21 protein-coding genes are annotated in these 26,839 nt (G+C 32.8%); 17 read left to right on the forward strand and 4 right to left on the reverse strand.

Annotated features, from left to right (window positions below; translation table 11 throughout):
* Window positions 1-2: 2 nt before the first annotated feature.
* Entirely contained in the window at window positions 3-878 is an 876-nt protein-coding gene (locus ML436_00750; protein UMT78316.1) for a MurR/RpiR family transcriptional regulator, read from the forward strand.
* A gap of 251 nt (window positions 879-1,129) precedes the next feature.
* Here the strand turns inward: ML436_00750 and ML436_00755 are convergent, their stop codons facing one another.
* Window positions 1,130-1,411 carry a hypothetical protein gene (locus ML436_00755; GenBank protein ID UMT78317.1) on the reverse strand — a complete coding sequence of 94 codons (282 nt, stop codon included), beginning with the start codon at window positions 1,409-1,411 and terminating at the stop codon, window positions 1,130-1,132.
* 215 nt (window positions 1,412-1,626) lie between these two features.
* Here ML436_00755 and ML436_00760 point away from each other — a divergent pair, with 215 nt between their 5' ends.
* The 4 genes from ML436_00760 (at window position 1,627) to ML436_00775 (ending at window position 7,489) form a co-directional block, all read left to right on the forward strand.
* Entirely contained in the window at window positions 1,627-4,416 is a 2,790-nt protein-coding gene (locus ML436_00760) for a type I restriction endonuclease subunit R (GenBank protein ID UMT78318.1), read from the forward strand.
* A 203-nt stretch (window positions 4,417-4,619) separates the two neighbouring features.
* Window positions 4,620-5,462 (forward strand): sce7726 family protein, encoded by an 843-nt coding sequence (locus ML436_00765; GenBank protein UMT78319.1) that lies wholly within the window; start codon window positions 4,620-4,622, stop codon window positions 5,460-5,462.
* Between the two features lies 1 nt (window position 5,463).
* A complete protein-coding gene (locus tag ML436_00770) occupies window positions 5,464-6,372 on the forward strand; it encodes a sce7725 family protein (protein ID UMT78320.1) in 909 nt (302 codons plus the stop codon).
* 1 nt (window position 6,373) lies between these two features.
* On the forward strand, window positions 6,374-7,489 hold the full coding sequence (locus ML436_00775) for an RES family NAD+ phosphorylase (GenBank protein UMT78321.1): 1,116 nt from the start codon (window positions 6,374-6,376) through the stop codon (window positions 7,487-7,489).
* 252 nt (window positions 7,490-7,741) lie between these two features.
* On the opposite strand, the gene ML436_00780 is transcribed toward ML436_00775, so the two are convergent.
* Entirely contained in the window at window positions 7,742-9,334 is a 1,593-nt protein-coding gene (locus tag ML436_00780) for an ABC transporter ATP-binding protein (GenBank protein UMT78322.1), read from the reverse strand.
* Between ML436_00780 and ML436_00785 the strand changes: the two genes are divergently transcribed.
* Genes ML436_00785 through ggt form a run of 4 tightly spaced genes read left to right on the forward strand, consistent with a single transcriptional unit; the run spans window position 9,291 to window position 15,788 of the window.
* A complete protein-coding gene (locus ML436_00785; GenBank protein UMT78323.1) occupies window positions 9,291-10,769 on the forward strand; it encodes an ABC transporter permease in 1,479 nt (492 codons plus the stop codon). The genes ML436_00780 and ML436_00785 overlap by 44 nt on opposite strands.
* 5 nt (window positions 10,770-10,774) lie before the next feature.
* On the forward strand, window positions 10,775-11,938 hold the full coding sequence (locus ML436_00790; protein ID UMT78324.1) for an ABC transporter permease: 1,164 nt from the start codon (window positions 10,775-10,777) through the stop codon (window positions 11,936-11,938).
* Window positions 11,939-11,954: 16 nt separating this feature from the next.
* Window positions 11,955-13,730, forward strand: a complete 1,776-nt coding sequence (locus ML436_00795) for an ABC transporter substrate-binding protein (protein UMT78325.1) — start codon at window positions 11,955-11,957, stop codon at window positions 13,728-13,730.
* Window positions 13,731-13,766: 36 nt separating this feature from the next.
* Window positions 13,767-15,788: a gamma-glutamyltransferase gene (gene ggt, locus ML436_00800; GenBank protein ID UMT78326.1), complete on the forward strand. Its 2,022-nt coding sequence runs from the start codon at window positions 13,767-13,769 to the stop codon at window positions 15,786-15,788.
* Window positions 15,789-16,087: 299 nt separating this feature from the next.
* On the opposite strand, the gene ML436_00805 is transcribed toward ggt, so the two are convergent.
* Window positions 16,088-16,861 (reverse strand): tandem-type lipoprotein, encoded by a 774-nt coding sequence (locus tag ML436_00805; GenBank protein ID UMT78327.1) that lies wholly within the window; start codon window positions 16,859-16,861, stop codon window positions 16,088-16,090.
* Window positions 16,862-17,048: 187 nt separating this feature from the next.
* The gene (locus tag ML436_00810; protein UMT78328.1) at window positions 17,049-17,675 is read right to left on the reverse strand and encodes an FMN-dependent NADH-azoreductase; all 627 of its coding nucleotides are present in this window, start codon (window positions 17,673-17,675) and stop codon (window positions 17,049-17,051) included.
* A 196-nt stretch (window positions 17,676-17,871) separates the two neighbouring features.
* Here ML436_00810 and ML436_00815 point away from each other — a divergent pair, with 196 nt between their 5' ends.
* From ML436_00815 to ML436_00850, 8 genes are all read left to right on the forward strand, one after another.
* Window positions 17,872-18,450 (forward strand): M23 family metallopeptidase, encoded by a 579-nt coding sequence (locus ML436_00815; GenBank protein ID UMT78329.1) that lies wholly within the window; start codon window positions 17,872-17,874, stop codon window positions 18,448-18,450.
* A gap of 383 nt (window positions 18,451-18,833) precedes the next feature.
* Entirely contained in the window at window positions 18,834-19,931 is a 1,098-nt protein-coding gene (gene ugpC, locus ML436_00820) for a sn-glycerol-3-phosphate ABC transporter ATP-binding protein UgpC (protein UMT78330.1), read from the forward strand.
* 12 nt (window positions 19,932-19,943) lie between these two features.
* The gene (locus ML436_00825) at window positions 19,944-21,215 is read left to right on the forward strand and encodes a maltodextrin ABC transporter substrate-binding protein (protein UMT78331.1); all 1,272 of its coding nucleotides are present in this window, start codon (window positions 19,944-19,946) and stop codon (window positions 21,213-21,215) included.
* 2 nt (window positions 21,216-21,217) lie between these two features.
* Window positions 21,218-22,486: an ABC transporter permease subunit gene (locus ML436_00830; GenBank protein ID UMT78332.1), complete on the forward strand. Its 1,269-nt coding sequence runs from the start codon at window positions 21,218-21,220 to the stop codon at window positions 22,484-22,486.
* Window position 22,487: 1 nt separating this feature from the next.
* Complete coding sequence (locus ML436_00835; GenBank protein UMT78333.1) at window positions 22,488-23,327, forward strand: sugar ABC transporter permease; 840 nt, start codon at window positions 22,488-22,490, stop codon at window positions 23,325-23,327.
* A 71-nt stretch (window positions 23,328-23,398) separates the two neighbouring features.
* Window positions 23,399-24,475, forward strand: a complete 1,077-nt coding sequence (locus ML436_00840; protein UMT78334.1) for a Gfo/Idh/MocA family oxidoreductase — start codon at window positions 23,399-23,401, stop codon at window positions 24,473-24,475.
* Between the two features lie 24 nt (window positions 24,476-24,499).
* Window positions 24,500-25,540: a Gfo/Idh/MocA family oxidoreductase gene (locus ML436_00845; protein UMT78335.1), complete on the forward strand. Its 1,041-nt coding sequence runs from the start codon at window positions 24,500-24,502 to the stop codon at window positions 25,538-25,540.
* Window positions 25,541-25,595: 55 nt separating this feature from the next.
* Window positions 25,596-26,564, forward strand: coding sequence for a sugar phosphate isomerase/epimerase (locus ML436_00850; GenBank protein ID UMT78336.1), 969 nt, complete (start codon window positions 25,596-25,598; stop codon window positions 26,562-26,564).
* The last annotated feature ends 275 nt before the right edge of the window (window positions 26,565-26,839 follow it).

Below are 26,839 nucleotides of genomic sequence, written 5' to 3' on the forward strand. Positions count from 1 at the left end.
TGATGACAAATATTTTGTATAGGATTGACAAACAATTGGGTGATTTTACAAAGACAGAAAAGAAAATCGCTAATTACATTTTAAAGAATCCACATAAAATCATTGATATGACAGTAAACGATTTGGCAGATGTTGCAAAAGTAAGTACAGCATCTATCGTGCGATTTAGTCGGAAGATGACACATCAAGGTTTTCAAGAGTTAAAGATTGCGATATCTAGATATTTACCTGAAGATATTGCGACGAATCCGCATTTGGAATTGATTGAAAATGAATCTGTAGAAACTTTAAAAAATAAAATGATTGCAAGAACGACAAATACAATGAGATTTGTAGCTACAAATATAATGGATGCACAAATTGATGCTATATGTGATGTACTAAAAAATGCGAGAACAATATTTTTGTTCGGTTTTGGTGCATCCAGTTTAACAATCGGCGATCTTTTTCAAAAGTTATCTCGTATAGGGTTAAACGTGAGGTTATTACATGAAACACATTTACTTGTGTCAACGTTTGCGACACATGATAAAAGAGATTGCATGATTTTTGTCACGAACCAAGGTAGTCATAGCGAATTGCAGTCTATAGCACAAGTTGCCACACATTACAGTATTCCCATCATAACTATATCTAGTACAGCTAATAATCCAGTGGCACAAATTGCAGATTATGCATTAATCTATGGCAGAACTGATGAAAATGAAATGCGTATGGCAGCTACGACATCTTTATTTGCACAGTTATTTACAGTAGATATATTGTACTATCGCTTCGTAGCTTTAAATTATCATGCGATACTTGATTGTATTACTCAATCAAAAATGGCACTTGATAATTATAGAAAACATCTTGCGACGATTGATTTTAAACATTAAGTAATCGAGGGATGTCGGCGTTTCATTGTATTGGATAACGCAGCGTAGATAAATTACTTTACGAACATTTTTTGATAGAAACTATTTTAATATGTAGCATGAGTCTTTGTTGGAAATTTGTTGTGTCGATATCAAATCACGATTTAGAAGACATATCCGAATAAATTAAAGTAAATCTCATATAAAATGCTCCTTATAAAGTAGGCACTTAAAAAAGTGAAATACTTATAGGGAGCTTTGCTTTTTCATGATTAAAAATTCAAGAATAATTTTAAGGCTAAGTGAACTAATATAAAGATTATTAAGATAATCATAATCCAATTTGTAATATGAACGATACGTTTAAATCGTTTACGTTGTTTGTATTCTGGGCTTTTATAGAGTAGGTAATAGTACATAAATAGAATGGCAGCGAACATACCAAATATTGAAGTGAAGTTACCAATAGTTACTGACATAAAATGACTTAAAGTTAAATAATAACTAAGAGTGATGATTAAAAATAAAATGATTTCATAGATAAATAAGACCACACATGCCAACCTCCATTACTTTATAGTCGAAGTAGTGAGAAATTACTTGATGTAGTGCTTTCAAATATTAGTATACACCTTATATAAAATATAAGCATTAAATTAAAGGTCAATAAAAATAGAATATATTTACGTTTAAAGATAAAAAATAAACATTTTTCATTAATATTTATGATATATTTAGAACAATAGAAAGTGTACGGAAGGGGATATGGATGGCACATCAAAGTGAATATGCATTAGAAAATGAAATGATGAATCAACTTGAACAACTAGGCTATGAAAGGGTAACGATTCGTAATGATGAGCAATTGCTTGATAATTTCAGAGCCATTTTAAATGAACGCCATGTGGATAAATTAGATGGAAAACCACTAACCGATAAAGAATTTCAACGTCTTTTAACGATGATTGATGGGAAAAGTATTTTCGAGAGTGCACGTATTTTACGTGACAAATTACCACTTCGACGTGATGACGAGTCTGAGGTTTATTTGTCATTTTTAGATACTAAAAGTTGGTGTAAAAATAAGTTTCAAGTAACAAATCAAATAGCAGTTGAAGATGCGTATAAAGCACGTTATGATGTTACCATTTTAATCAATGGATTACCCCTTGTTCAAGTAGAATTGAAACGTCGTGGCATTGATATTAACGAAGCTTTTAATCAAGTAAAACGATACCGTAAACAAAATTACACAGGTCTATTCCGCTATATACAAATGTTTGTTATTAGTAATGGTGTTGAGACAAGATATTTTTCCAATAATGACAGTGAATTATTAAAAAGTCATATGTTTTATTGGAGTGATAAACAAAATAAGCGTATAAATATATTACAATCTTTTACTGAGACATTTATGAGACCTTGTCAATTAGCCAAGATGATTTCACGCTATATGATTATTAATGAAACAGATAGAATTCTAATGGCAATGCGTCCATACCAAGTGTATGCAGCTGAAGCACTGGTACAACAAGCAACTGAAACAGGCAATAATGGATATATCTGGCATACTACAGGAAGCGGTAAGACGTTGACATCATTTAAAGCGAGTCAGATTTTGTCGCAACAAGAAAGTATTAAGAAAGTTATTTTCTTGGTTGACCGTAAAGACTTAGATAGTCAAACAGAAGAAGAATTTAATAAGTTTGCAAAGGGCGCTGTCGATAAGACCTTTAATACTTCGCAGCTCGTACGTCAATTAAATGATAAAAGTTTACCGCTTATTGTTACGACAATTCAAAAAATGGCAAAAGCAATTCAAGGCAATGCCCATTTATTAGAGCAGTATAAGACAAATAAAGTAGTATTCATTATTGATGAATGTCATCGCAGTCAATTTGGTGACATGCATCGTTTAGTTAAACAACATTTCAAAAATGCCCAATATTTTGGATTCACTGGTACACCACGTTTCCCAGAAAATAGTAGTCAAGATGGCCGTACGACTGCAGATATTTTTGGTAGATGTTTGCATACGTATTTAATTAGAGATGCCATACATGATGGTAATGTACTTGGTTTCTCGGTGGACTATATTAATACTTTTAAAAATAAAGCTTTAAAAGCAGAAGACAACAGCATGGTGGAAGCAATAAATACAGAAGAGGTATGGTTAGCTGATAAACGTGTGGAATTAGTAGCGCGACATATCATTGATAATCATGATAAATACACACGTAATCGCCAATATTCAAGTATATTTACAGTACAAAGTATTCACGCACTTATTAAATATTATGAGACTTTTAAGCGACTTAATAAAAAATTAGAACGACCACTAACGGTAGCTGGTATATTTACGTTTAAACCTAATGAAGATGATCGTGATGGTGAAGTACCATATCATTCACGTGAAAAATTAGAGAAAATGATTAGCGATTATAATAAAAAGTTTGAGACGAATTTTTCAACAGACACTCATAATGAATATTTTAATCATATTTCAAAAAACGTTAAAAAAGGCGTTAAAGATAGTAAAATTGATATCTTAATCGTTGTTAATATGTTCTTAACTGGATTTGATAGTAAAGTACTGAACACTTTATATGTTGATAGGAATTTAATGTATCATGACTTAATTCAAGCATATTCACGTACAAATAGGGTTGAAAAAGAATCAAAGCCGTTCGGTAAAATTGTAAACTATCGTGACTTGAAAAAAGAGACGGACGATGCATTGAGAGTATTTTCACAAACAAATGATGCCGATACGATTTTAATGCGTAGTTATGAAGAGTATAAAAAAGAATTTATGGAGGCATATCATGAGCTTAAATTGATTGTGCCGACACCACACATGGTTGATGATATTCAAGATGAAGAAGAATTAAAACGCTTTGTAGAAGCTTATCGTTTATTAGCTAAAATTTTATTACGTTTAAAAGCATTTGATGAGTTTGAGTTTACAGTTGATGAAATTGGTATGGATGAACAAGAAAACGAAGATTATAAAAGTAAATATCTCGCTGTGTATGATCAAGTGAAAAGAGCGACGGCTGAGAAAGATAAAGTATCCATATTAAATGATATTGATTTCGAAATAGAAATGATGCGTAACGATACGATTAATGTGAATTACATTATGAATATATTGAGGCAAATTGATTTAGAAGATAAAGCAGAACAACGACGCAATAGAGAACAAATTAGACGTATTTTAGACCATGCAGATGATCCGACTTTACGATTGAAGCGTGATTTAATTAAAGAATTTATCGACAATGTTGTACCTTCTTTAAATAAGGATGACGATATTGATGCAGCATATGTTAATTTCGAAAGTATTAAAAAAGAAGCGGAATTCAAAGGCTTTGCAGGAGAGAAATCTATCAATGAACAAGCTCTAAAAACAATTACTAATGATTTTCAATATAGTGGAGTCGTGAACCCTCATCAACTTAAAAAAATTATTGGTCAGTTGCCATTGAAAGAAAAACGCAAAGCAAGAAAAGCCATTGAATCTTTTGTTGCAGAAACAACTGAAAAATACGATGTTTAATAATTGGAAATATCCCCCCGTACTTTATAAAGTGGCGGGGGGATTATTATTATCTTTTGTTGGTTATGGTGCGATTAGTAATATCACTTCTTTACAAAAAATTATAGCCGTAAGAGTATAGAAATAATGTCTATATGAATTTAAAATAGTTTATAATATTAACAGGATAAGTATTAAATGTATGTTGAAGGAGGTGCGTAGTTATGGATAATAGAAATATGATTAATCGTGTTTTTAGTCAAAAGATATTACATCAAATTGCAATCAAAAACAAAAGTGATGTTGTTGATGAGGCATATGATTTTTATATACAAGGGCCTAAAAATATCAATGTAATACAGAAAATGAAGTCTTTATACAACTATCTTAAAAAGTCTTATCGTAACGAATATTTTTACAAAAACACAATCCTTAATAAACTTCTTTTAGGACGACATTCTGTTAATACAACTACTGCACTTTCTGAAATGCCTATAGGAAAAAGTATTGCTGATTTTATATTGTTAAACGGTAAAGGCGTTGTCTATGAGATTAAAACAGAATTAGATAAGTTGGATAGATTGGATAATCAAATTAATGATTATTATGAAGTATTTAATTATGTAGTAGTCATAACAAATGACAAACACTTGAATAAAGTTATGGCTAGATACAAAGATACAACAGTCGGAATTTTAGTATTAACATCTAGAAATACACTGAGTGAAGTTCAAAAACCAAAAGAAAACAATAGCCTCTTAAACTCAAAAGCGATGTATAACTTTTTACGAAAAGAAGAAAGAAAAAGAGTTATTGCGCAGAATCACATGGATATGCCAAGTTATAACGATTTCACAGAGTATGATGTGTTATATGACGTATTTAAAGAAATACCAATGACGGAATTGCATAACGATATGATATCTGAGTTGAAAAAAAGAGACAACATGAAAGAATACAAAGATGCATTTTTAGCAGCGCCGGCTGAAATTAAGTTCTTGTTATATTTCGCAAAAATGACAAAGAAAGATAAAAATAAACTATATCATTTTCTTAAGGAGGATTAATATGTATTATCCTTATTTACGTGGGAAACAAAATGAACTATTTGCAATTAAAGAATTGTTAGAGAAAGGTTTGATTGGTAATTGTATTCAACCGATAATTGAACCGATTAAGTATACAACCACGTTTAAAAATATTTTGAAATATTGTGGTGAAAAAGAATTTCGTATAAATTTAGTAGTAAATTCGAAGTTAACTGAAGAAGAGATTAGTAACGAAACTGTTGAAGACTTAAGCGAAATAATAATAGAAAACAAAAGTATTATTCAAAAAGCTTATTTAGGTCCCTCTGATGAAGGTAATGAAAAGTTGAAGCAACAATTTTCAAATAGTAGTTTAGCTATTTTAAAGAGTGTAGATGACTGGGAAATGTTTGAAGATAAAAATGAACTTGAAATGGTTTTTGTACCAGATGATAGACACATTAAACGTAAATTACGTAATATTCGAAACAAAGGGCTCATTACGGACCCTTTTAATAAACTGAGTCGAAATATTGATTATTTGGATAATGATGACGAGTTTTATAGTGATGATCACCTTTATTATGAAGAAGATGGATACAAGGCATTTTCAGACTATTCTGTTATAGGTGGAGAATATATAGACGGTGGCTTTTCACCATTAGCTATTGCGATACATATCGTCTATTTTGATGAGGCTAATGAGTTAAGAGTTAAACATTTTGTCTCTGATTCTAATAACGATAGATTAAATCCAGCTAAAAAGTTTTTTGAGGCTGTAGATAAATTAGTAACTTGGTCTAAAAACTTAGATAATAAAAATAGATCTTATGCGATCGGACAATTTGAAGAACTAAATAAAAATAATAAGTATCCAGGCCTAGGCTTAATTAAAAGGTTATCAATCATGCATCATCTAGAAATTATGAATAGATACTTGGAGTCTTAAAATGAAAATATGTGAAAAATGTTTTAATAATACTGAAATCGTAGAAATCATTGTAAATGATAATAGCAAATTTGACAATTGTGATATTGATAACGATCATCTTGGTGTTAAAATATTTGATACGACTCGAGACATAGATAAATTAGAGCAGATTAGAGATTATTTAAGACCAGCGTTAGAATTATATGATATTAGTATAAATTTACCAGATACTTTTAGCCAAAAAGAAGGTAAAAAAATTGAAACAGCATTAAAAGATGATTGGAGTATATTTAATAATATTGAGGAAGCGCAAATAAGTTGTATTTTAAATGAACTTTTTAAAGATGATGAAAATATAGATAGACGGGTGTTGGAAGGCTTAGTAGGTGCTAAAATCATAAACGATAAAAAATATACAAATGAAAATCTAATTGTAGCAAATAATGATTGGGATGGATTTTGTGAGAGCTTGAAATATAAAAATAGATTTCATAATAATATGATCAATTTAGAGAATTTAGCGTTCTTTCTCGATATCACTACTAATTACTATAGTATTGAGGAATTTAGAGAAAGATTTGAACCATTATATAGATCTAGGGTAGTTAATTTCATTACAGAGAAAAGTGAATTAATGGCACCACCAAAGGAACTAGCAACGGCAGGAAGATTGAATTCTAAATGGATAAGCGTGTTATACGTTAGTACAAAAGAACAGGTCAGTATAGAAGAAGTTAAGCCTAAGCATAATGATATTGTTTATATAAGTAAGATTAAGTTACAAAAAAACATTACAAAAGAGAAGCTGAAAATAGCGAATTTAACTAATTTAACTAGTAATGCAATCAAAGCTGGTGATGATGGTTTTAGAAAGTATTTTGTAAATCACCAAACATTAAAAAAGATTCATGAAGGAATTACAAACCCAAGCGATGAACAAGGAATAGATTATTTACCATTTCAATATTTAGCTGATTATATTCGAAGTCTTAAATATGATGGGATAATGTACGAGAGTATACTGCAAGATGGTACTTTTAACTTTGTGTTTTTTAATCAAAATTTATTTGAATGTGTTGATTATGAATGTAAAAGAGTAAGTGATGTTAAATACACATTGACTAAATTAAGATGATATAAGTTAAAATCTGAATATTCTAACAAATTACAAATATCCCCCCGCGCTATATAGTGTAGGGGGATTATTTATGGTATCAAAATATCTAAAGTATGGGTGTGACCTTAAATCATGGCAAAGCGCCTAAAACTTGATATGGTGCCCAAGCCTTAAAAAGCACAATAAAGAATGACAAAATCAGCTCACTCATAGGAAGTTACGCAATGTATGCCAAACTGCAAAGTCACTTAAGCGAACCACTCATAACTTTTATTTAGCAATTACAGGAACTGCTGAAATAAGTTGTTTTGCATAATCTGATTGTGGATGTTTGATAATATTTTCTGTGTTATTAAGTTCAACGATTTCGCCATTTTTCATAACCGCAACTCGATCACATATTTCATTGATGACACCCATATCATGTGTGATGAATAAGTATGTAATACCAAAGTCTAATTGTAATTGTTTTAATAAATCGATAATATCTTTTTGGATTGAAACGTCTAAAGCTGACACTGCCTCGTCGCAAACAATTACTTTTGGTTCAACTGCAAGTGCTCTCGCAATACTTACACGTTGGCGTTGTCCACCAGATAACTCATGTGGATAACGATATAAGAAACTTTGATCCAGGCCAACTTTTTCTAACAAAGAGACTACTTTATTAATGGCTTCATCGTCGTTTTTAGTTTTACCATGAATGATAAGTGGTCGCTTAATCACATCAATCACTTTGAATCTAGGATTAATTGAAGCGAATGGATCTTGGAAAATCATTTGTATTTCTTGGCGTAAAGGTTTCAATTCATCGCCTTTAAATAAACTTAATGGCACATCATTATACCAAATAAAGCCTTCTGACACTTCCTTTAGACCGACGACCGTCTTAGCTAAAGTGGATTTTCCTGAACCAGACTCTCCTACAATACCTAATGTTTCACCTTTTCTAATAGCTAAGTTTATATCTCTAACTGCACGGAATAAACTACCATTTGGCGATGTATAATCTACACTAACGTGATCAAATTTCAATAAAAGATCATTACTTATTTGTCTTGGTGGTCGTGTTTGATGAATATCAGGAATCGCATTAATTAATCGTTTGGTATATGTATGTTGTGGCGATTTGAAAATACATTCAACTGTACCACTTTCAACGACACTTCCATCTTTCATTACAATCACATCATCGCAAAATTGATACACAGCACCTAAATCGTGTGTGATAAAAATAATAGATGTTTCAGTATACTCATAAAGTGATTTCATCAACTGAAGTAATTGATTTTGTGTGCTTGCATCTAATGCTGTTGTTGGTTCATCTGCAATTAAAATTTGTGGTTTTAAAATTAAGGCAATTGCAATCATCACACGTTGACGCATTCCACCAGAAAATTCGTGTGGATAAGCGTCAAATTGTCGTGTTGCATCTTTAATTCCAACCTTATCTAAAATATCAATGGCCATTGACTTTGCTTCTGACTTTGATATGCGTTTATGTTGAAATAGTACTTCTGTAATTTGGTTGCCAATTGTTAATCTAGGATTTAAAGAAGATAGCGGATCTTGAAAAATCATCGAAATATCTTTTCCTCGAATTTGTCGTAATGATGACGAAGTTAAATCAGTTAAAGACTGCCCATTAAAAATAATTTCTCCAGTTAAAGTATGGTTTGGATAATCTGGTAATAGTCCTAAAATCGACTTTGCAGTAATACTTTTACCTGAACCAGACTCACCGACTATACCTAAAATATGTTTTTTACGTAATTCAAAAGTGACATTTTGTACAGCTTGAACCGTTGTTTCATCATAATTGAACTGTACATTTAGATTATTAACTTCTAATAAATTTGACATGATGTTGTGCCTCCCTATTCACAAATGTGTAAATTTATTCTATACTTTTGTATATCATAGTAATCTACTCAAGATTATTTTACAAGGAGTGATTATCATAATTACTTATTCAGAGTCATTTAAGTCGTTGTATCATAAGGCATTTTATAGGGTTATTATTTCGGTATTAAGCTTGCCGATATTTTTATATGCGGTGATTGGTTTTGCTTTTTCAACTAAGAGAAAAAATTTTTACGCTAACAATTCTGAAATTTCAGAAATCGAACAGGCGTTACAACAAAAATATAAATATTTGTCTCAGAAAAAGTCATCCACACAAATACATAGAGAAGCAATCAAAATAATTAAGGGACAAAGTTCTAATACGAATACTCAGAACATTGAGCAAGCACATTTTTCAGCATACTTTGAAAAGATATTATTTCATAAGTTCATCATTATCAAAGTAATATTGGCTTTACCAATGTTTATTGTGCTGACATTTTATTTACAGCCATTAGTTAAGTATATTTTCGAACGCGTCATTATGGCTGTAATTGTTATTATTGGTGTAATCATTAGTGTCTTTACAATTTTATATTTTTCACCACTTGATGCGGCATATAGCATATTGGGACAAAATGCTACAAAAGCACAAATACATCAATTTAATGTATTGCATCACCTTAATGAACCTTATTTTATTCAATTGTGGGATACCATTAAAGGCGTCTTTACATTTGATTTAGGCACAACATACAAAGGGAATGAAGTTGTGACGAAAGCAGTTGGCGAGAGAATCCCAATTACTATTCTTATCACAGTATTAGCGTTAATTGTGGCATTATTTATTGCGATACCGGTGGGGATTATAAGTGCGATGAAGAGAAATAGTTGGCTTGATATCACATTGATGACAATTGCATTAATTGGGCTATCAATTCCAAGTTTCTGGCAAGGACTATTATTTATTTTAGCCTTCTCATTGAAATTAGATATTTTGCCACCATCTTATATGCCAGAACATCCTATATCACTGATTTTGCCTGTGCTCGTCATTGGAACAAGCATTGCTGCTTCGATTACACGTATGACAAGGTCTTCGGTTCTTGAAGTTATGCGCAGTGATTATGTATTAACCGCTTATGCAAAAGGACTATCAACAACACAAGTTGTGATTAAGCATATTTTAAAAAATGCGATTGTTCCAATTGTGACGCTAGTCGGTCTATTAGTAGCAGAGTTACTTGGTGGCTCTGCTGTTACAGAACAAGTATTTAACATTAATGGTATCGGTCGTTATATTGTTCAAAAACAACTTATACCTGATATCCCAGCAGTCATGGGTGGAGTTGTATATATATCAATTGTTATTTCATTATCAAATTTAATCATTGATGTTTTTTATACACTTATTGATCCAAAATTACGTAGTGAAATCAACGAAAGGAAGTGAGGCATATGGCACAACTTAATTCAAAGATAGCTTCCTTAAAATTATTCGCAAGTTACGCCATAGCAACATATATTTTAGTCATAATAACAAGTGCTTTAAACATTTTTAAGGGCTATGTAGCTGATACATTTTATATTGCTGAAACATTGTTGATTATATTAACTATTGCATTAATTATTATTGTATTAACTGAATCAAATTGGAAAAGTCGAGTTGTATGGCGTCGTTTCATTGAAGTGTTGTTAATGTTGATGACTTTAACAGGGAATGTATTCACTTTATTAATGTTTGTAAGTGTTAGACGTTATCAACGTACATCGCAAATACATAGTTATAACGGTTGGGAAGCATTTATACGAAAAATTACTAAACATCGTATAGCTATTATCGGATTACTGATTTTAGTCTACATGCTGACATTATCAATCGTGTCACAATTTACATTTGATACGACGTTGGCTACTAAAAATCAGTTCAATGCACTGTTACATGCACCAAGTCTAGAATACCCATTTGGTACTGATGACTTTGGTAGAGATTTATTTACACGCGTAGTAGTAGGTACGAAGCTAACATTTTCAATATCAATTGTTTCTGTGATAATTGCAGTTATTTTTGGTGTGTTACTAGGCACATTAGCCGGATACTTCAACCATATTGATAATTTAGTGATGCGTATTTTAGATATCGTGTTTGCAATTCCTTCATTACTCTTAGCGGTGGCAATTATCGCATCGTTTGGTGCAAGTATTCCAAATTTAATTATTGCTTTAAGCATTGGTAATATACCATCGTTTGCACGGACGATGCGTGCGAGTGTCTTAGAGATTAAGCGTATGGAATATGTAGATGCAGCACGTATTACAGGAGAAAATACTTGGAACATCATATGGCGGTATATTTTACCGAATGCGATTGCGCCAATGATTGTACGCTTTTCATTAAATATAGGTGTAGTTGTATTAACAACAAGTAGTTTAAGTTTCTTAGGACTTGGCGTTGCGCCTGACGTAGCGGAATGGGGGAACATTTTACGTACCGGTAGTAACTATTTAGAAACACATAGTAATCTGGCGATTGTACCAGGTATTTGTATTATGTTTGTCGTTTTAGCATTCAATTTTATAGGTGATGCAGTGCGAGATGCACTAGATCCAAGAATTCATTAAAAAGGTAGGGATAGATGTGAAAAGAATCATTAGTATCGCAATTATAGTGTTAGCGTTGGTATTAAGTGGTTGTGGTGTCCCTACAAAATCAGAAGTAGCTCAGAAGTCATCGAAAGTTGAGGTAAAAGGTGAGCGACCGACGATACATTTCCTAGGACAAGCAAGTTATGAGAATGAAATGAATATTGTTAAAGATCAGTTGGAAAATGCAGGATTTAACGTCAAGATGAATATTCAACCAGATTATGGTAGTTATCGCACGCAACGTCAAGCTGGTAATTATGATATTCAAATCGATGACTGGATGACAGTGTTTGGAGATCCTAACTATGCTATGACAGCATTGTTTAGTTCTACAGGATCAAATAGTTTATTAAAAGATAAGCATGTGGACCAGTTGTTAAATAAAGCTTCTACTCAAAATGAAGTAGATGTAAAATCAACATATAAACAAATTGAAGATGAAGTTGTCTTTGATAAAGGATATATGGCACCATTATATGGATCCAAAAAGAATTTAGTATATGACAATAAAGTGTTGGATAAAAATAGTGTTGGATTACCAAATTCACGTGCATTAATATGGCAACAATTTGACTATAACAATAGTAAAGAACGAGATACACGTCCACTTGTCATGACGCAACAAGACGGTGAAATTCCAACATTGGACCCAATACGTTCGATTGCGCCATCGGTATATTCAATTAATATGAATATGTATACAAGGTTATTGCTTTTAGATGAAAATGACCACTTAACAACGAAAGGTTCATTGAGTCGTGATTACGCTGTGAATAAAGATAATAAAGCATTTTATTTTTTACTTAGAGATGATGATTATTTTGCGAAAGTGGTTAATGGCGAAGCACGTAATACAGGTGAACGTGTGTCGGCTGAAGATGTTAAATTTTCTTTAGATAGGGCACGTGATAAAAAGTCTGTGCCTAACAATAATACGTACAATATGCATAAGCATATTAATGATATCAAGGTATTAACTGATGCAGATATTGATCAGTTGCGTAAAGAGAAAGATAAAGATGATAAATCAATCTATGACAAGCTGATTAAAGCATATAACGTCAAATCATTAACAACAGATGGTCAAAAAGTAAATAACAAAGATGGTATTTATCAAATTGTTAAAATTACAACCGATCAATCGATGCCTCGAGAAGTGAATTATTTAACACATTCTTCGGCTGGTATTTTATCTAAAAAATTTGTTACTGAAGTAAATCGTCAATATCCAAAGGGCTATGGTGATAGCAGTACTCTTCCTGCTACTTCAGATGGGAAAAATGCGCTGTATGCAAGTGGTGCATACATTTTGACACAGAAAAATACTTACCAAGCAGAGTTTCAACGTAACCCTGGATTCAACGAAACAGAACAAGGTAGCTATAGTCCAGCAAAAATTAAAAACATCACATTGAAATTTAATGGTGATCCTAATAATGCATTGTCAGAACTTAGAAACCATTCAATTGATATGTTGGCAGATGTGAATCAAAAACATTTTGATTTAATTAAGTCAGATAAAAATTTAAGCATTATACGTAAAAATGGACGTAAGTCAGTCTTTTTAATGCTAAATATTAAAAAAGGTATATTTAAGACACATCCAAACTTGAGACAAGCAGTTGTGAATGCGATAGATCAGGATCAATTTATTAAGTTTTATCGTGGCGATAAATTTAAAATTGCATCACCAATTACACCGCTTGTCGATACTGGTAATGTGCAACGTCAAGATCTAGAAAAAGTTGAGAAAGCCATTAATCAATAATATTTTAATGATTTAAAGAAAGTAGGAGGATAAAATATGGTCATTAACTTAAATAATAAACAGAAAACAACATCTAAAGAAGGGTTAATTTCCGTGTCTCATCCTCTTGCGGCTAAAATTGGTAAGGATGTATTAGATAAAGGCGGCAATGCCATGGATGCAGTCATTGCGATTCAACTTGCACTGAATGTTGTAGAACCATTTGCATCAGGTTTAGGTGGTGGCGGGTACTTGTTATATTATGAGCAAAGTACAGGCAGTATAACTGCATTTGATGCGCGTGAGACAGCGCCCGCACATGTAGATAAACAATTTTATTTAAATGATTCAGGCGAGTATAAATCATTTTTTGATATGACTACACACGGTAAAACTGTGGCAGTACCGGCAATTCCAAAACTATTTGATTATATTCATAAGCATTATGCTAAGTTGTCATTAGAAGAATTAATCAATCCTGCAATTGAGTTAGCTGTGGATGGCCATTCTGCCAATTGGGCTACTGAAAAATATTCACGCCAGCAACACGCAAGGCTGACAAAGTATCATGAAACGGCGAAAGTCTTTACGAATGAAAATCAATATTGGCGTGAAAATGATTGGATTGTACAACCCGAAATAGGTAAGACACTTCAAATATTAAAAGAGCAAGGATTTAATGCATTTTATAAAGGTGACATCGCGGAAAAGTTAGTAAACGTTGTCAAAAAATATGGTGGCACAATTACTTTAGAAGACTTAGTAAATTATGACATTCAGATTAAAGCACCGATTAGTGCAACATATAAAGACTATGATATTCATTCAATGGGACCATCTAGTTCTGGCGGTATCACAGTAATTCAAATATTGAAGTTATTAGAACATGTAGACTTACATTCGATGGGTCCAAGATCTGTTGATTATTTGCACCATTTGATACAAGCTATGCATATAGCATATAGTGATCGTGCACAGTATTTGGCAGATGATAATTTTCATGATGTACCTGTAGAGTCATTAATTGATGACGACTATTTAAATTTACGTAGTAAGCTCATTGATAGTGAAAAAGCAAATATCGATATAGCACATGGGAATATTTCTGATTGCATAAGTCATACAGATGTTGATGAAAATCATACCGAAACAACACATTTTTGTGTGATTGATAAAGAAGGAAATATCGCTTCATTCACAACATCAATCGGTATGATTTATGGTTCAGGTATCACGATTCCAGGTTACGGTGTATTATTGAATACGACAATGGATGGCTTTGATGTAGTAGATGGTGGTATTAACGAAATTGCACCATATAAACGACCTCTAAGTAATATGGCTCCAACGATTGTGACACATCATGGGGAACCGATATTAACGGTAGGAGCACCTGGTGCCATAAGTATTATTGCTAGCGTGGCACAAACTTTAATCAATGTATTAGTGTTCGATATGAATATTCAGGAAGCTATTGATGAACCTAGAATTTATAGTAGCCATCCTAATCGTATCGAATGGGAGCCTCAATTTTCACAGTCTACAATATTAGCATTAATCGCACGGGGACATGCGATGGAACATAAACCAGATGCCTATATTGGAGACGTACATGGGTTACAGGTTAATCTGAATACACGTGAAGCTTCGGGAGGTGCTGATGATACGAGGGAAGGCACAGTGATAGGTGGCGATGTATTATCAATTAGAAAACAACCATTACCTAGTCGCGAAATATACGATAATGACACCCATCGTGTATATTTCAATGATGTGCAGTTACCATTATTAGCAGAACAAGTACGATGGATGCATAACAAATGTTGGATTGAGGAAAGTGTTATAAGAATCATTTTCCCTGGAGTTAGTGCACATATTGAAGATTTGAGAAGTTATGATATCGACGGAGAAAATTATATAGATATTGCCTGGTTGGCACGGAAGAAAGGTTGTCAAGTTACCTTAAAGGATGACAGTTTATACTTAAATGATGAAACGTATCATTCAGTAAAACGAAACACAAATGCATACTATAGATACGATCGAGATAGTATCTATAGTATGCATTTGTGTGTTTGATATGAAGTTTGAAGTGGATTTTGATTTTTGTTGAACTAAAGGATGCGGTTTCAAATTTTAGAGTGACGCTTGAGTGTAGTAATGTTGAAGTTGTTATAAGAAACGCTAGACGCCTTTGTAAAATATAAAACGCCCCACAAATTCGTTTTTTATGTACACCTCAATAGTTAGTCTGAAATCTAACTAGATGTGATTAGGTACAATTAAATGAATGACGTGAGGCGTTTTTATAATGTGTGATTTTAGTATGTTAAACGATAATCAATGATTTGGTTATTTCTATAATTACATCATAAATATTAATGTTCACTTATTTTATTATAAGTAAGGCTTTCTTGGTATATAATTTGGTCTTTTCCAGGACTTGAAAAATAAAAATAAAGTTTCTGATCTTGATGTTTATTACCTTTTAAATCACTCATTCCCTTTAATTCCACCTTTGTTGATGCGTTTTTAGGAATATTATATCTACGTTTTAATTGTTTAACGTTTGGATTATCGTTCGACAACTTACCAGATAAATTATAATAATCAGTAGTAGGATCATGTGTGATTTTCAAATCATTACTGTTTAAAATACTTGGTAAATCGCCACTTTGAATCAAAAATTGATTGTTTTCGATTTTTTGTTTCAGCGCGGGATCTTTTACGTCTTTTGTGAAAACGATTTTATTATTAACTACTTTTACTGGATAACTTTTGTATGTCGAGTCAGTAGCATTTTTTCTATCGTTTGTAGTTGTGTCATATTCACCAGTTATTTTATGTGTGTTCTTATCTACTTTTAACAACATACGGTCTTCTTTTAAAAGCTCATCTGATCCAACAACTGAATAAGAGGATTCTATATACCATGTGTCTTGATCATTATTTTCGTAATGGGGGTTATCGTGACCATCAATTTCATAAAGCGTTTCTAAGTTTTTAATAGGATATGTACTTAGTACTTTTTTAAGACCATCTTTCAAATGAATTTGTTCCCACTTCATTGCCAAAAACATACCGCCACTGACTAAAATTGAAATAATAATAATTGCTGCTAAGTTTAACCAGAAAATTTTATACGCTTTCATACATTCACACCTTTTCTTAAAATACTTAATTAACACTATAATAATATATTTTAAAAATATTTACATCAGTATTAAAGTGAATATCAAATTTTAAATTTATAAAAATAATAGGTATTTATAAAAAGTGGAAAATGCATACAATAAAAAACTGTATGACGTTGAGGAGTCACACAGTGTAATTAAAAATTTAAAATGTAGTTGCTAATTTTTCAGCATTATTAATACTTGTTGCTTTAATTTCTTCAGTCTTATGAGGTTCGGCATTGTGGCCTTCGATAATGATTGTTTCATATGATGGTACACCTAAGAATGTCATAATTGTTCTTAAATAACGATCACCCATTTCAAAATCAGCAGCAGGGCCCTCTGTATAATAGCCGCCACGAGATTGAATGTGTAATACTTTTTTGTCAGTTAGTAAACCTTGTGGTCCTTCCGCAGAGTATTTAAAAGTTTTACCTGCAATTGAAATAGCATCAATATATGTTTTGACTACAGGAGGGAAAGAAAGGTTCCACATAGGTGTCACAAATACATATTTATCAGCGCTTAGAAATTCTTCTAAAATGTCACTCAATCTAGAAACTTTCATTTGTTCATCATCTGTTAATGTCTCGCCATTGTTAATTTTTCCCCAACCAGTTAATACATCTTTGTCGATGGCTGGAATATAAGTTTCAAATAAATCAATATGTTTCACTTCATCGTCAGGATGTTGTTGTTGGTAAGTCTCTATAAATGCTTTACCAGCCGCCATAGAATTTGATACTAATTCATTAAAGGGATGTGCTGTAATATACAATACTTTCGCCATATAAAAATTCTCCTCTATTTCTATTTTAATTGAGTATAATTAATATACTAGATATAAAATTTAATTACAACTGATAAGCTCCATGATAACTATACACTTAAGGTAGTAGTACCAAAGTATGAGTGCAATTAATTATGAAATAACAGATTTAGAATATATACTAAATATCCTAAACATATAAAGGATGGATGCCACGATGACAAGACGACCTAAACGTATTTTGGCAACAATACTACTTTTTCTACCCTTATTATTAGCTGTTTTTTATATAGATGACATTCAAAAATGGTTTAACCAATATACTAATAAATTAACGCAAGATAATAAAGGACAAGGACACTCAAAATGGGAAGACTTTTTTAAAGGGAGTCGGGTTACTGAAACTTTTGGGAAATATAATCATTCTCCATTTGAAGGTAAACATTATGGTATAGATTTTGCATTGCCAAAAGGTACTCCAATTAAAGCGCCAACGAATGGCAAAGTAACACGAATTTTTAATAATGAATTAGGCGGTAAGGTATTACAGATTGCTGAAGATAATGGAGAGTATCACCAATGGTACTTACACTTAGACAAATATAACGTCAAAGTAGGTGATCGTGTTAAAGTTGGGGATATTATTGCGTATTCTGGTAATACAGGTAAACAAACGACAGGCGCACATTTACATTTTCAAAGAATGAAGGGTGGCGTAGGTAATGCCTATGCAGAAGATCCACAACCATTTATAGATAAGTTACCTGATGGGGAACGTAGTCTATATGATTTATAGTTTGGAAGTATGCCGGCAGTCTAAAATTTAAGCAATCATTATGTGGGTAGGATACTACTTATATAATGGTTGCTATTTTTTTGACTGAAAATCGAAATGCCAAGTCATACTTGTTTGATTTGTTTGCTAGTTAAAATGCGAAGGATGTTTGCTAACAGTATCACACAAAAACACATAGAACATCATAATTGGCATACAGAAAATAGTTGTGCACGATAACTATTTTTTGTGTAAAAGTATAATTCTGAAAGTAATGTAAACGTTTACAATTTATGATTGACATTAATAATGACTGACTATATGATTTATGTAAGTATTTGTGCAAACGTTTTCACGAAATGTATTACACAATAAAAGTTTAAACAAAGTATGGGAGGCATAACATGGCAGAACTAAAGTTAGAGCATATTAAAAAGACGTATGACAATAACAACACTGTAGTGAAAGACTTCAATTTACATATTACTGACAAAGAATTTATTGTATTTGTCGGACCATCAGGATGCGGTAAATCTACAACATTACGTATGATTGCGGGTCTAGAGTCTATCACATCCGGGGATTTCTATATTGATGGGGAACGCATGAATGATGTTGAACCTAAGAACAGAGACATTGCGATGGTATTTCAAAATTATGCATTATATCCACATATGACTGTTTTTGAAAATATGGCATTTGGACTAAAGCTGCGTAAAGTTAACAAAAAAGAGATTGAACAAAAAGTTAATGAAGCAGCAGAAATACTAGGTTTAACTGAGTATCTTGGACGTAAACCAAAGGCGTTATCAGGTGGACAACGACAACGTGTTGCTTTAGGTAGAGCTATTGTAAGAGATGCGAAAGTATTTTTAATGGATGAACCATTATCAAATCTAGATGCGAAGCTACGTGTACAGATGCGTACAGAAATTTTGAAATTACATAAGCGACTTAATACTACAACGATTTATGTCACACATGACCAGACTGAAGCGTTGACAATGGCTAGTCGAATTGTTGTTTTAAAAGATGGCGACATTATGCAAGTTGGCACACCAAGAGAGATATACGACTCGCCGAATTGCATATTTGTGGCGCAATTTATCGGCTCTCCAGCGATGAATATGTTGAAAGCTACAGTTGAAATGGATGGGTTGAAAATTGGGACACACCATTTTAAATTACATAATAAAAAATTTGAAAAGTTAAAAGACGCTGGCTATCTAGATAAGGAAATCATTTTAGGTGTTAGAGCTGAAGACATTCATGAAGAACCGATATTTATACAATCCTCTCCAGATACACAATTTGTATCTGAAGTAGTTGTATCTGAATTGTTAGGTTCTGAAATTATGGTACATAGTACATTCCAAGGAATGGAATTAATTTCTAAATTAGATTCAAGAACGCAAGTGATGGCGAATGACAAGATTACATTAGCATTTGATATGAACAAGTGTCACTTTTTTGATGAAAATACTGGAAATCGAATTGTTTAAGGGGGAATGTTCATGTCTAAATTTTTAAAATGTATCACGTTAGTTATTGCAATGTTATTAATCGTAACTGGATGTGGCCCTAATCGTTCGAAGGAAGATATTGATAAAGCATTAAATAAAGATAATTCTAAAGAAAAGCCGAATCAACTTACGATGTGGGTGGATGGCGACAAGCAGATGGCTTTTTATAAAAAAATTACTAATCAGTATACTAAAAAAACTGGTATAAAAGTAAAACTTGTAAATGTGGGTCAGAATGATCAATTAGAAAATATTTCACTAGATGCACCTGCTGGGAAAGGACCAGATATCTTTTTTTTAGCACATGATAATACTGGAAGTGCATATCTACAAGGCTTAGCTGCGGAAATTAAATTATCAAAAGATGAGTTAAAAGGTTTCAATAAACAAGCGCTTAAAGCGATGAATTATGACAACAAACAACTAGCATTACCTGCTATCGTTGAAACAACTGCACTTTTCTATAATAAAAAGTTAGTGAAAAATGCGCCACAAACGTTAGAAGAAGTTGAAGCGAATGCTGCCAAATTAACAAATAGTAAAAAGAAACAATACGGTATGCTATTCGATGCTAAAAACTTCTATTTTAATTATCCATTTTTATTTGGAAATGACGATTATATTTTCAAGAAAAATAGCAGTGAATATGATATCCATCGATTAGGATTGAATTCTAAAAATGTAGTAAAGAATGCTGAACGTTTACAAAAATGGTATGACAAAGGGTATCTCCCAAAAGCTGCTACTCATGATGTGATGATTGGTCTTTTTAAAGAAGGCAAAGTAGGACAATTTGTAACGGGACCATGGAATATTAATGAGTATCAAGAGACATTTGGTAAAGATCTTGGTGTGACAACATTGCCTACAGATGGTGGCAAACAGATGAAGCCGTTTCTTGGCGTACGTGGTTGGTATCTATCTGAATATAGTAAGCATAAGTATTGGGCTAAAGACTTAATGTTGTATATCACTAGTAAAGATACATTACAAAAGTATACAGATGAAATGAGCGAAATTACTGGTCGTGTGGATGTGAAATCATCTAATCCGAATTTGAAAGTGTTTGAAAAACAAGCGCGTCACGCTGAACCGATGCCTAATATTCCAGAAATGAGACAAGTTTGGGAACCGATGGGCAATGCCAGTACATTTATCTCGAATGGTAAGAATCCTAAAGAAGCTTTAGATGAAGCAACGAATGATATTACGCAAAATATTAAGATTCTACATCCATCAAAAAATGATGAGAAAGGAGATTAGTTATGATGAAACGTAACCCTAAATTAGCTGCATTATTATCTGTCATACCTGGATTGGGCCAGTTTTATAACAAAAGACCTATAAAAGGCACGATATTCTTTATCTTCTTTATCAGTTTTATTTCTGTATTTTATAGCTTTTTAAATATTGGTTTTTGGGGATTATTCACATTAGGTACTGTACCTAAATTAGATGATTCTCGTGTATTACTAGCTCAAGGTATCATTTCTTTATTGCTTGTAGCTTTCGCAATAATGTTATATATCATTAACATTTTAGATGCATATCGTAATGCTAAACGGTTTAATCGTAATGAAGAAATAAAAAATCCGAAAGCACTGATGGTTGCAACTTGGGATAAGACTTTCCCATATTTACTAATCTCACCAGGTACATTCTTATTGATATTTGTTGTTGTATTTCCACTGATATTTATGTTTGGTGTGGCATTTACGAACTACAATTTATACAATGCGCCTCCTAGGCACACATTAGAGTGGGTTGGTTTAGATAATTTCAAAACATTATTCACAATCGGTGTTTGGCGCAAAACATTTTTTAGTGTTATTACTTGGACATTAGTTTGGACACTTGTTGCAACAACACTTCAAATTGCATTAGGTCTATTTTTGGCAATCATTGTCAATCATCCTGTTGTTAAAGGAAAGAAATTTATTCGTACGGTGCTAATTTTACCTTGGGCTGTACCATCATTTGTAACGATATTAATTTTTGTAGCATTATTTAATGATGAATTTGGTGCTATAAATAATAGCATTTTGCAACCATTATTAGGTGTGGCACCAGCGTGGTTAAGTGATCCGTTTTGGACAAAAATTGCTTTAATTGGTATCCAAGTATGGCTAGGTTTTCCCTTTGTCTTTGCACTTTTCACAGGTGTATTACAAAGTATTTCATCTGATTGGTATGAAGCAGCAGACATGGATGGTGCATCAAGCTGGCAAAAGTTTAGAAACATCACATTCCCACATGTCATATATGCCACTGCACCATTGTTAATTATGCAATATGCAGGCAATTTTAATAATTTCAATCTTATCTATTTATTTAATAAAGGTGGTCCGCCAGTTTCAGGTCAAAATGCGGGTAGTACGGACATCTTAATATCTTGGGTATACAATCTGACATTTGAGTTTAATAACTTTAATATGGGTGCAGTTGTGTCATTAATTATTGGTTTTATTGTGGCTATTGTGGCATTTATTCAATTCAGACGTACTAGTACTTTTAAAGATGAGGGAGGTTTATAAGATGGCAAAGAAGAAGCGTATTATAAAAGCAATCGGAATTTATAGTTTTATAGCGATGATGTTTGTCATCATATTGTATCCATTATTGTGGACGTTCGGTATTTCCCTTAATCCAGGTACGAATTTATATGGTGCTAAGATGATACCGGATGATGCGACATTTAAAAATTATGCCTTTTTATTATTTGATGAAAGTAGTCAATATTTAACTTGGTATAAAAATACGCTCATTGTAGCATCAGCAAATGCATTGTTTAGTGTGATATTTGTTACGTTAACAGCATATGCCTTTTCAAGATATCGCTTTGTAGGACGCAAATATGGATTAATTACATTTTTGATTTTACAAATGTTCCCAGTATTGATGGCAATGGTCGCAATCTATATTTTATTAAATACAATCGGGTTATTAGATTCATTATTTGGATTAACGCTTGTATATATTGGTGGTTCGATACCGATGAATGCATTTTTAGTGAAAGGTTATTTTGACACGATCCCTAAAGAACTTGATGAATCTGCAAAAATTGATGGGGCTGGACATATGCGTATTTTCTTACAAATCATGTTGCCATTAGCTAAACCGATTCTAGCAGTTGTTGCTTTATTCAATTTTATGGGACCATTTATGGACTTTATCTTACCTAAAATTTTATTGAGAAGCCCTGAAAAATTCACTTTAGCAGTCGGACTTTTCAACTTTATTAACGATAAATATGCAAACAATTTCACAGTGTTTGCGGCAGGGGCCATTATGATTGCAGTCCCTATAGCAATTGTATTCTTGTTCTTGCAACGCTATTTAGTATCAGGATTAACGACAGGTGCAACAAAAGGTTAGTTTGAATCGGAGTAGGACAGAAATGGTAAAGAACCACAAATGATGATAATGATTTAAAGGAGGACGCGATAATGACGATTAAAGTTGGAATTATTGGATGTGGTGGTATTGCAAATGGCAAACACATGCCTAGTTTGCAAAAAGTTGAAGATGTTGAAATGGTCGCATTTTGCGATGTAGATATTTCGAAAGCGGAGTGTGCGGCAGAAGCATATGGCACGAAAGATGCACAAGTTTATGATGACTATCAAGATTTGTTAAAAGATAAAGAGATTGATGTTATCCATGTATGTACACCGAATGATTCACATTGTGAAATTACAGTAGCGGGATTATACGCTGGTAAACATGTGATGTGTGAAAAACCGATGGCTAAAACGACAGCAGAAGCTCAAAAAATGATAGATGCAGCTCAAGAAATAGGTAAAAAGTTAACAATAGGTTATCAAAACCGTTTCCGTTCAGATAGTCAAATTTTATATCAATCAGCGCAACGTGGTGATTTAGGTGACATTTACTTTGGAAAAGCACATGCAATTCGTCGACGTGCTGTGCCAACATGGGGCGTTTTCTTAAATGAGGAAGCACAAGGTGGTGGCCCTTTAATTGACATCGGGACGCATGCATTAGATTTAACATTATGGATGATGAATAATTATGAACCAGAATCAGTGATGGGTTCAACATTTCATAAATTAAATAAACAACATGATGCTGCAAATGCTTGGGGATCATGGAATCCAGATGAATTTACAGTTGAAGATTCTGCATTTGGATTCATTAAAATGAAAAACGGTGCAACCATTATTTTAGAATCTGCATGGGCAATTAATTCTTTGGAAGTTGATGAAGCAAAATGTTCGTTATCCGGAACAAAAGCGGGAGCTGATATGAAAGACGGTTTGCGTATTCATGGAGAAGATATGGGGACACTTTATACTAAACATGTTGAATTAGAAAACAAAGGTGTCGACTTTTATGAAGGTAATGAAGTGGACGAAGCTGAAGAAGAAGCGAAAGCATGGATAAATGCAATTGTGAATGATACAGAACCAGTTGTGAAACCTGAACAAGCAATGATAGTAACTAAAATACTTGAAGCAATTTATCAATCTGCAAAATCAGGCAAAGCCGTTTACTTTGATTAATATCTTTTATTAAGGAGGAACATCATGACTAAACTAAACGTTGGTGTGATAGGTGTTGGCGGCATTGCACAAGACCGTCATATTCCAGCATTACTGAAACTAAAAGATAAAGTTTCACTAGTAGCAGTGCAAGATATTAACACCGTGCAAATGATTGATGTTGCCAAACGTTTTAATATTCCGCATGCAGTTGAAACGCCAAGAGAATTGTTTAAACTCGTTGATGCGGTTATCATATGCACGCCTAACAAATTCCATGCTGATCTTTCAATAGAAGCATTGAATCATGGTGTCCATGTAATGTGTGAAAAACCAATGGCAATGACGACAGAAGAGTGTGATCGTATGATTGAAGCTGCTAACAGAAACCAAAAATTATTAACTGTTGCGTATCATTACCGACATACTGATGTCGCTATAACTGCTAAAAAAGCAATTGAATCAGGTGTGGTTGGTAAACCTTTAGTAGCACGTGTACAAGCGATGCGTAGGCGTAAAGTGCCTGGATGGGGTGTTTTTACAAATAAAGCATTGCAAGGTGGCGGTAGCTTAATCGACTATGGATGCCATTTATTAGATTTATCCATGTGGTTATTAGGTAAAGATATGTTGCCACAAAATGTTTTAGGAAAAACATATAATCAATTGAGCAAACAGCCGAATCAAATTAATGATTGGGGAACATTTGATCATGAAACATTTGATGTGGATGATCATGTCACGAGTTATATGACATTTTCCAATCGAGCTAGTATGCAGTTTGAATGTTCTTGGTCTGCAAATATTAAAGAAGACAAGATGCACGTAAGTTTATCGGGTGAAAATGGCGGTATTAATTTATTTCCTTTTGAAATTTATGAACCCCGTTTTGGAACTATTGTTGAAAGTTGTGCTGATGTTGAGCATAACGAAGACATCGCTGGAGATAGTCAGGCTCGAAACTTTGTTAATGCGTGTTTAGGGATAGAAGAGATTGTGGTGAAACCGGAAGAAGCACGCAATGTAAATGCCCTTATAGAAGCGATTTATCGTAGTGATTTAGATGATAAGAGCATACAACTTTAATGATTGATATAAATGATAAAAAATTCTCAATATATAAATGAAGGAGTGCTTTTCAATGAAAATAGGTGTATTTTCAGTATTATTTTACGATAAAAACTTTGAGGAAATGTTGGATTATGTTGCAGAATCTGGATTAGATATGATTGAAGTTGGAACAGGTGGTAATCCAGGAGATAAATTCTGTAAGCTAGATGAATTATTAGAAAACGAAGACAAGAGACAAGTATTTATGAAGTCAATTACAGACAGAGGATTGCAAATAAGTGGCTTCAGTTGTCATAACAATCCAATTTCGCCAGACCCTGAAGAAGCAAAAGAAGCGGATGAAACTTTACGTAAAACAATTCGTTTAGCAAATCTTTTAGATGTACCTGTTGTTAATACGTTCTCTGGAATTGCTGGTTCAGATGATACAGCTAAAAAACCAAACTGGCCTGTGACACCTTGGCCAACAGCATACTCTGAAATATATGATTATCAGTGGAATGAAAAGTTGATACCATATTGGAAAGATTTAGCTGAATTTGCAAAAGAACAAGATGTTAAAATTGCAATAGAGTTACATGCAGGATTTTTAGTGCATACACCATACACAATGTTGAAATTACGTGAAGCTACGAACGAATATATTGGTGCTAATTTAGATCCAAGTCATTTATGGTGGCAAGGAATTGATCCAGTTGCCGCAATCCGAATTTTAGGCCAAGCAAATGCAATACATCACTTCCATGCAAAAGATACGTACATTAATCAAGAAAATGTAAACATGTATGGATTAACTGATATGCAACCATATGGTAATGTTGCAACAAGAGCATGGACATTCCGTACAGTTGGTTATGGACACAGTCCGTATATTTGGGCAGATATCATTAGTCAACTTATTATTAATGGTTACGACTATGTATTAAGTATTGAACATGAAGATCCGATTATGTCAGTAGAAGAAGGTTTCCAAAAAGCATGTCAAACATTGAAGACTGTTAATATTTACGATAAACCAGCTGACATGTGGTGGGCATAATCCAAAAGTTTGGTAAGTGTGAGGGTTGTCTGAAGTTAGACTGATGTAGGTGTTAAAATTGATGTGCTACTATCCTATTAAAATTATGACAATCGTCAATTGTAGTCGATGATAACAATAAAGAATACATCTCGCTATCCATTTAAATATGTCAATCAGATTGAGTGTATAAGTATAATAACAAGCGTTGGTTTTAATAGTAAAAAGCCTGTTGTCACGTTCGTTGTAGATATAATATGTTTTAAAGATTTCTGGATGTATCAGAATATGCTTTA

Source organism: Staphylococcus roterodami (assembly GCA_022493055.1).
Lineage (GTDB): Bacteria > Bacillota > Bacilli > Staphylococcales > Staphylococcaceae > Staphylococcus > Staphylococcus singaporensis.

What these genes read in the sequence shown, in the direction of transcription:
- ML436_00830 (UMT78332.1), top strand. Translation starts at nt 21,218, where the DNA reads ATGATGAAACGTAACCCTAAATTAGCTGCATTATTATCTGTCATACCT.
- ML436_00835 (UMT78333.1), top strand. Translation starts at nt 22,488, where the DNA reads ATGGCAAAGAAGAAGCGTATTATAAAAGCAATCGGAATTTATAGTTTT.
- ML436_00815 (UMT78329.1), top strand. Translation starts at nt 17,872, where the DNA reads ATGACAAGACGACCTAAACGTATTTTGGCAACAATACTACTTTTTCTA.
- ML436_00765 (UMT78319.1), top strand. Translation starts at nt 4,620, where the DNA reads ATGGATAATAGAAATATGATTAATCGTGTTTTTAGTCAAAAGATATTA.
- ML436_00810 (UMT78328.1), bottom strand. Translation starts at nt 17,675, where the DNA reads ATGGCGAAAGTATTGTATATTACAGCACATCCCTTTAATGAATTAGTA.
- ML436_00825 (UMT78331.1), top strand. Translation starts at nt 19,944, where the DNA reads ATGTCTAAATTTTTAAAATGTATCACGTTAGTTATTGCAATGTTATTA.
- ML436_00780 (UMT78322.1), bottom strand. Translation starts at nt 9,334, where the DNA reads ATGTCAAATTTATTAGAAGTTAATAATCTAAATGTACAGTTCAATTAT.
- ML436_00805 (UMT78327.1), bottom strand. Translation starts at nt 16,861, where the DNA reads ATGAAAGCGTATAAAATTTTCTGGTTAAACTTAGCAGCAATTATTATT.
- ML436_00840 (UMT78334.1), top strand. Translation starts at nt 23,399, where the DNA reads ATGACGATTAAAGTTGGAATTATTGGATGTGGTGGTATTGCAAATGGC.
- ML436_00750 (UMT78316.1), top strand. Translation starts at nt 3, where the DNA reads ATGACAAATATTTTGTATAGGATTGACAAACAATTGGGTGATTTTACA.
- ML436_00770 (UMT78320.1), top strand. Translation starts at nt 5,464, where the DNA reads ATGTATTATCCTTATTTACGTGGGAAACAAAATGAACTATTTGCAATT.
- ML436_00845 (UMT78335.1), top strand. Translation starts at nt 24,500, where the DNA reads ATGACTAAACTAAACGTTGGTGTGATAGGTGTTGGCGGCATTGCACAA.
- ggt (UMT78326.1), top strand. Translation starts at nt 13,767, where the DNA reads ATGGTCATTAACTTAAATAATAAACAGAAAACAACATCTAAAGAAGGG.
- ugpC (UMT78330.1), top strand. Translation starts at nt 18,834, where the DNA reads ATGGCAGAACTAAAGTTAGAGCATATTAAAAAGACGTATGACAATAAC.
- ML436_00850 (UMT78336.1), top strand. Translation starts at nt 25,596, where the DNA reads ATGAAAATAGGTGTATTTTCAGTATTATTTTACGATAAAAACTTTGAG.
- ML436_00790 (UMT78324.1), top strand. Translation starts at nt 10,775, where the DNA reads ATGGCACAACTTAATTCAAAGATAGCTTCCTTAAAATTATTCGCAAGT.
- ML436_00760 (UMT78318.1), top strand. Translation starts at nt 1,627, where the DNA reads ATGGCACATCAAAGTGAATATGCATTAGAAAATGAAATGATGAATCAA.
- ML436_00775 (UMT78321.1), top strand. Translation starts at nt 6,374, where the DNA reads ATGAAAATATGTGAAAAATGTTTTAATAATACTGAAATCGTAGAAATC.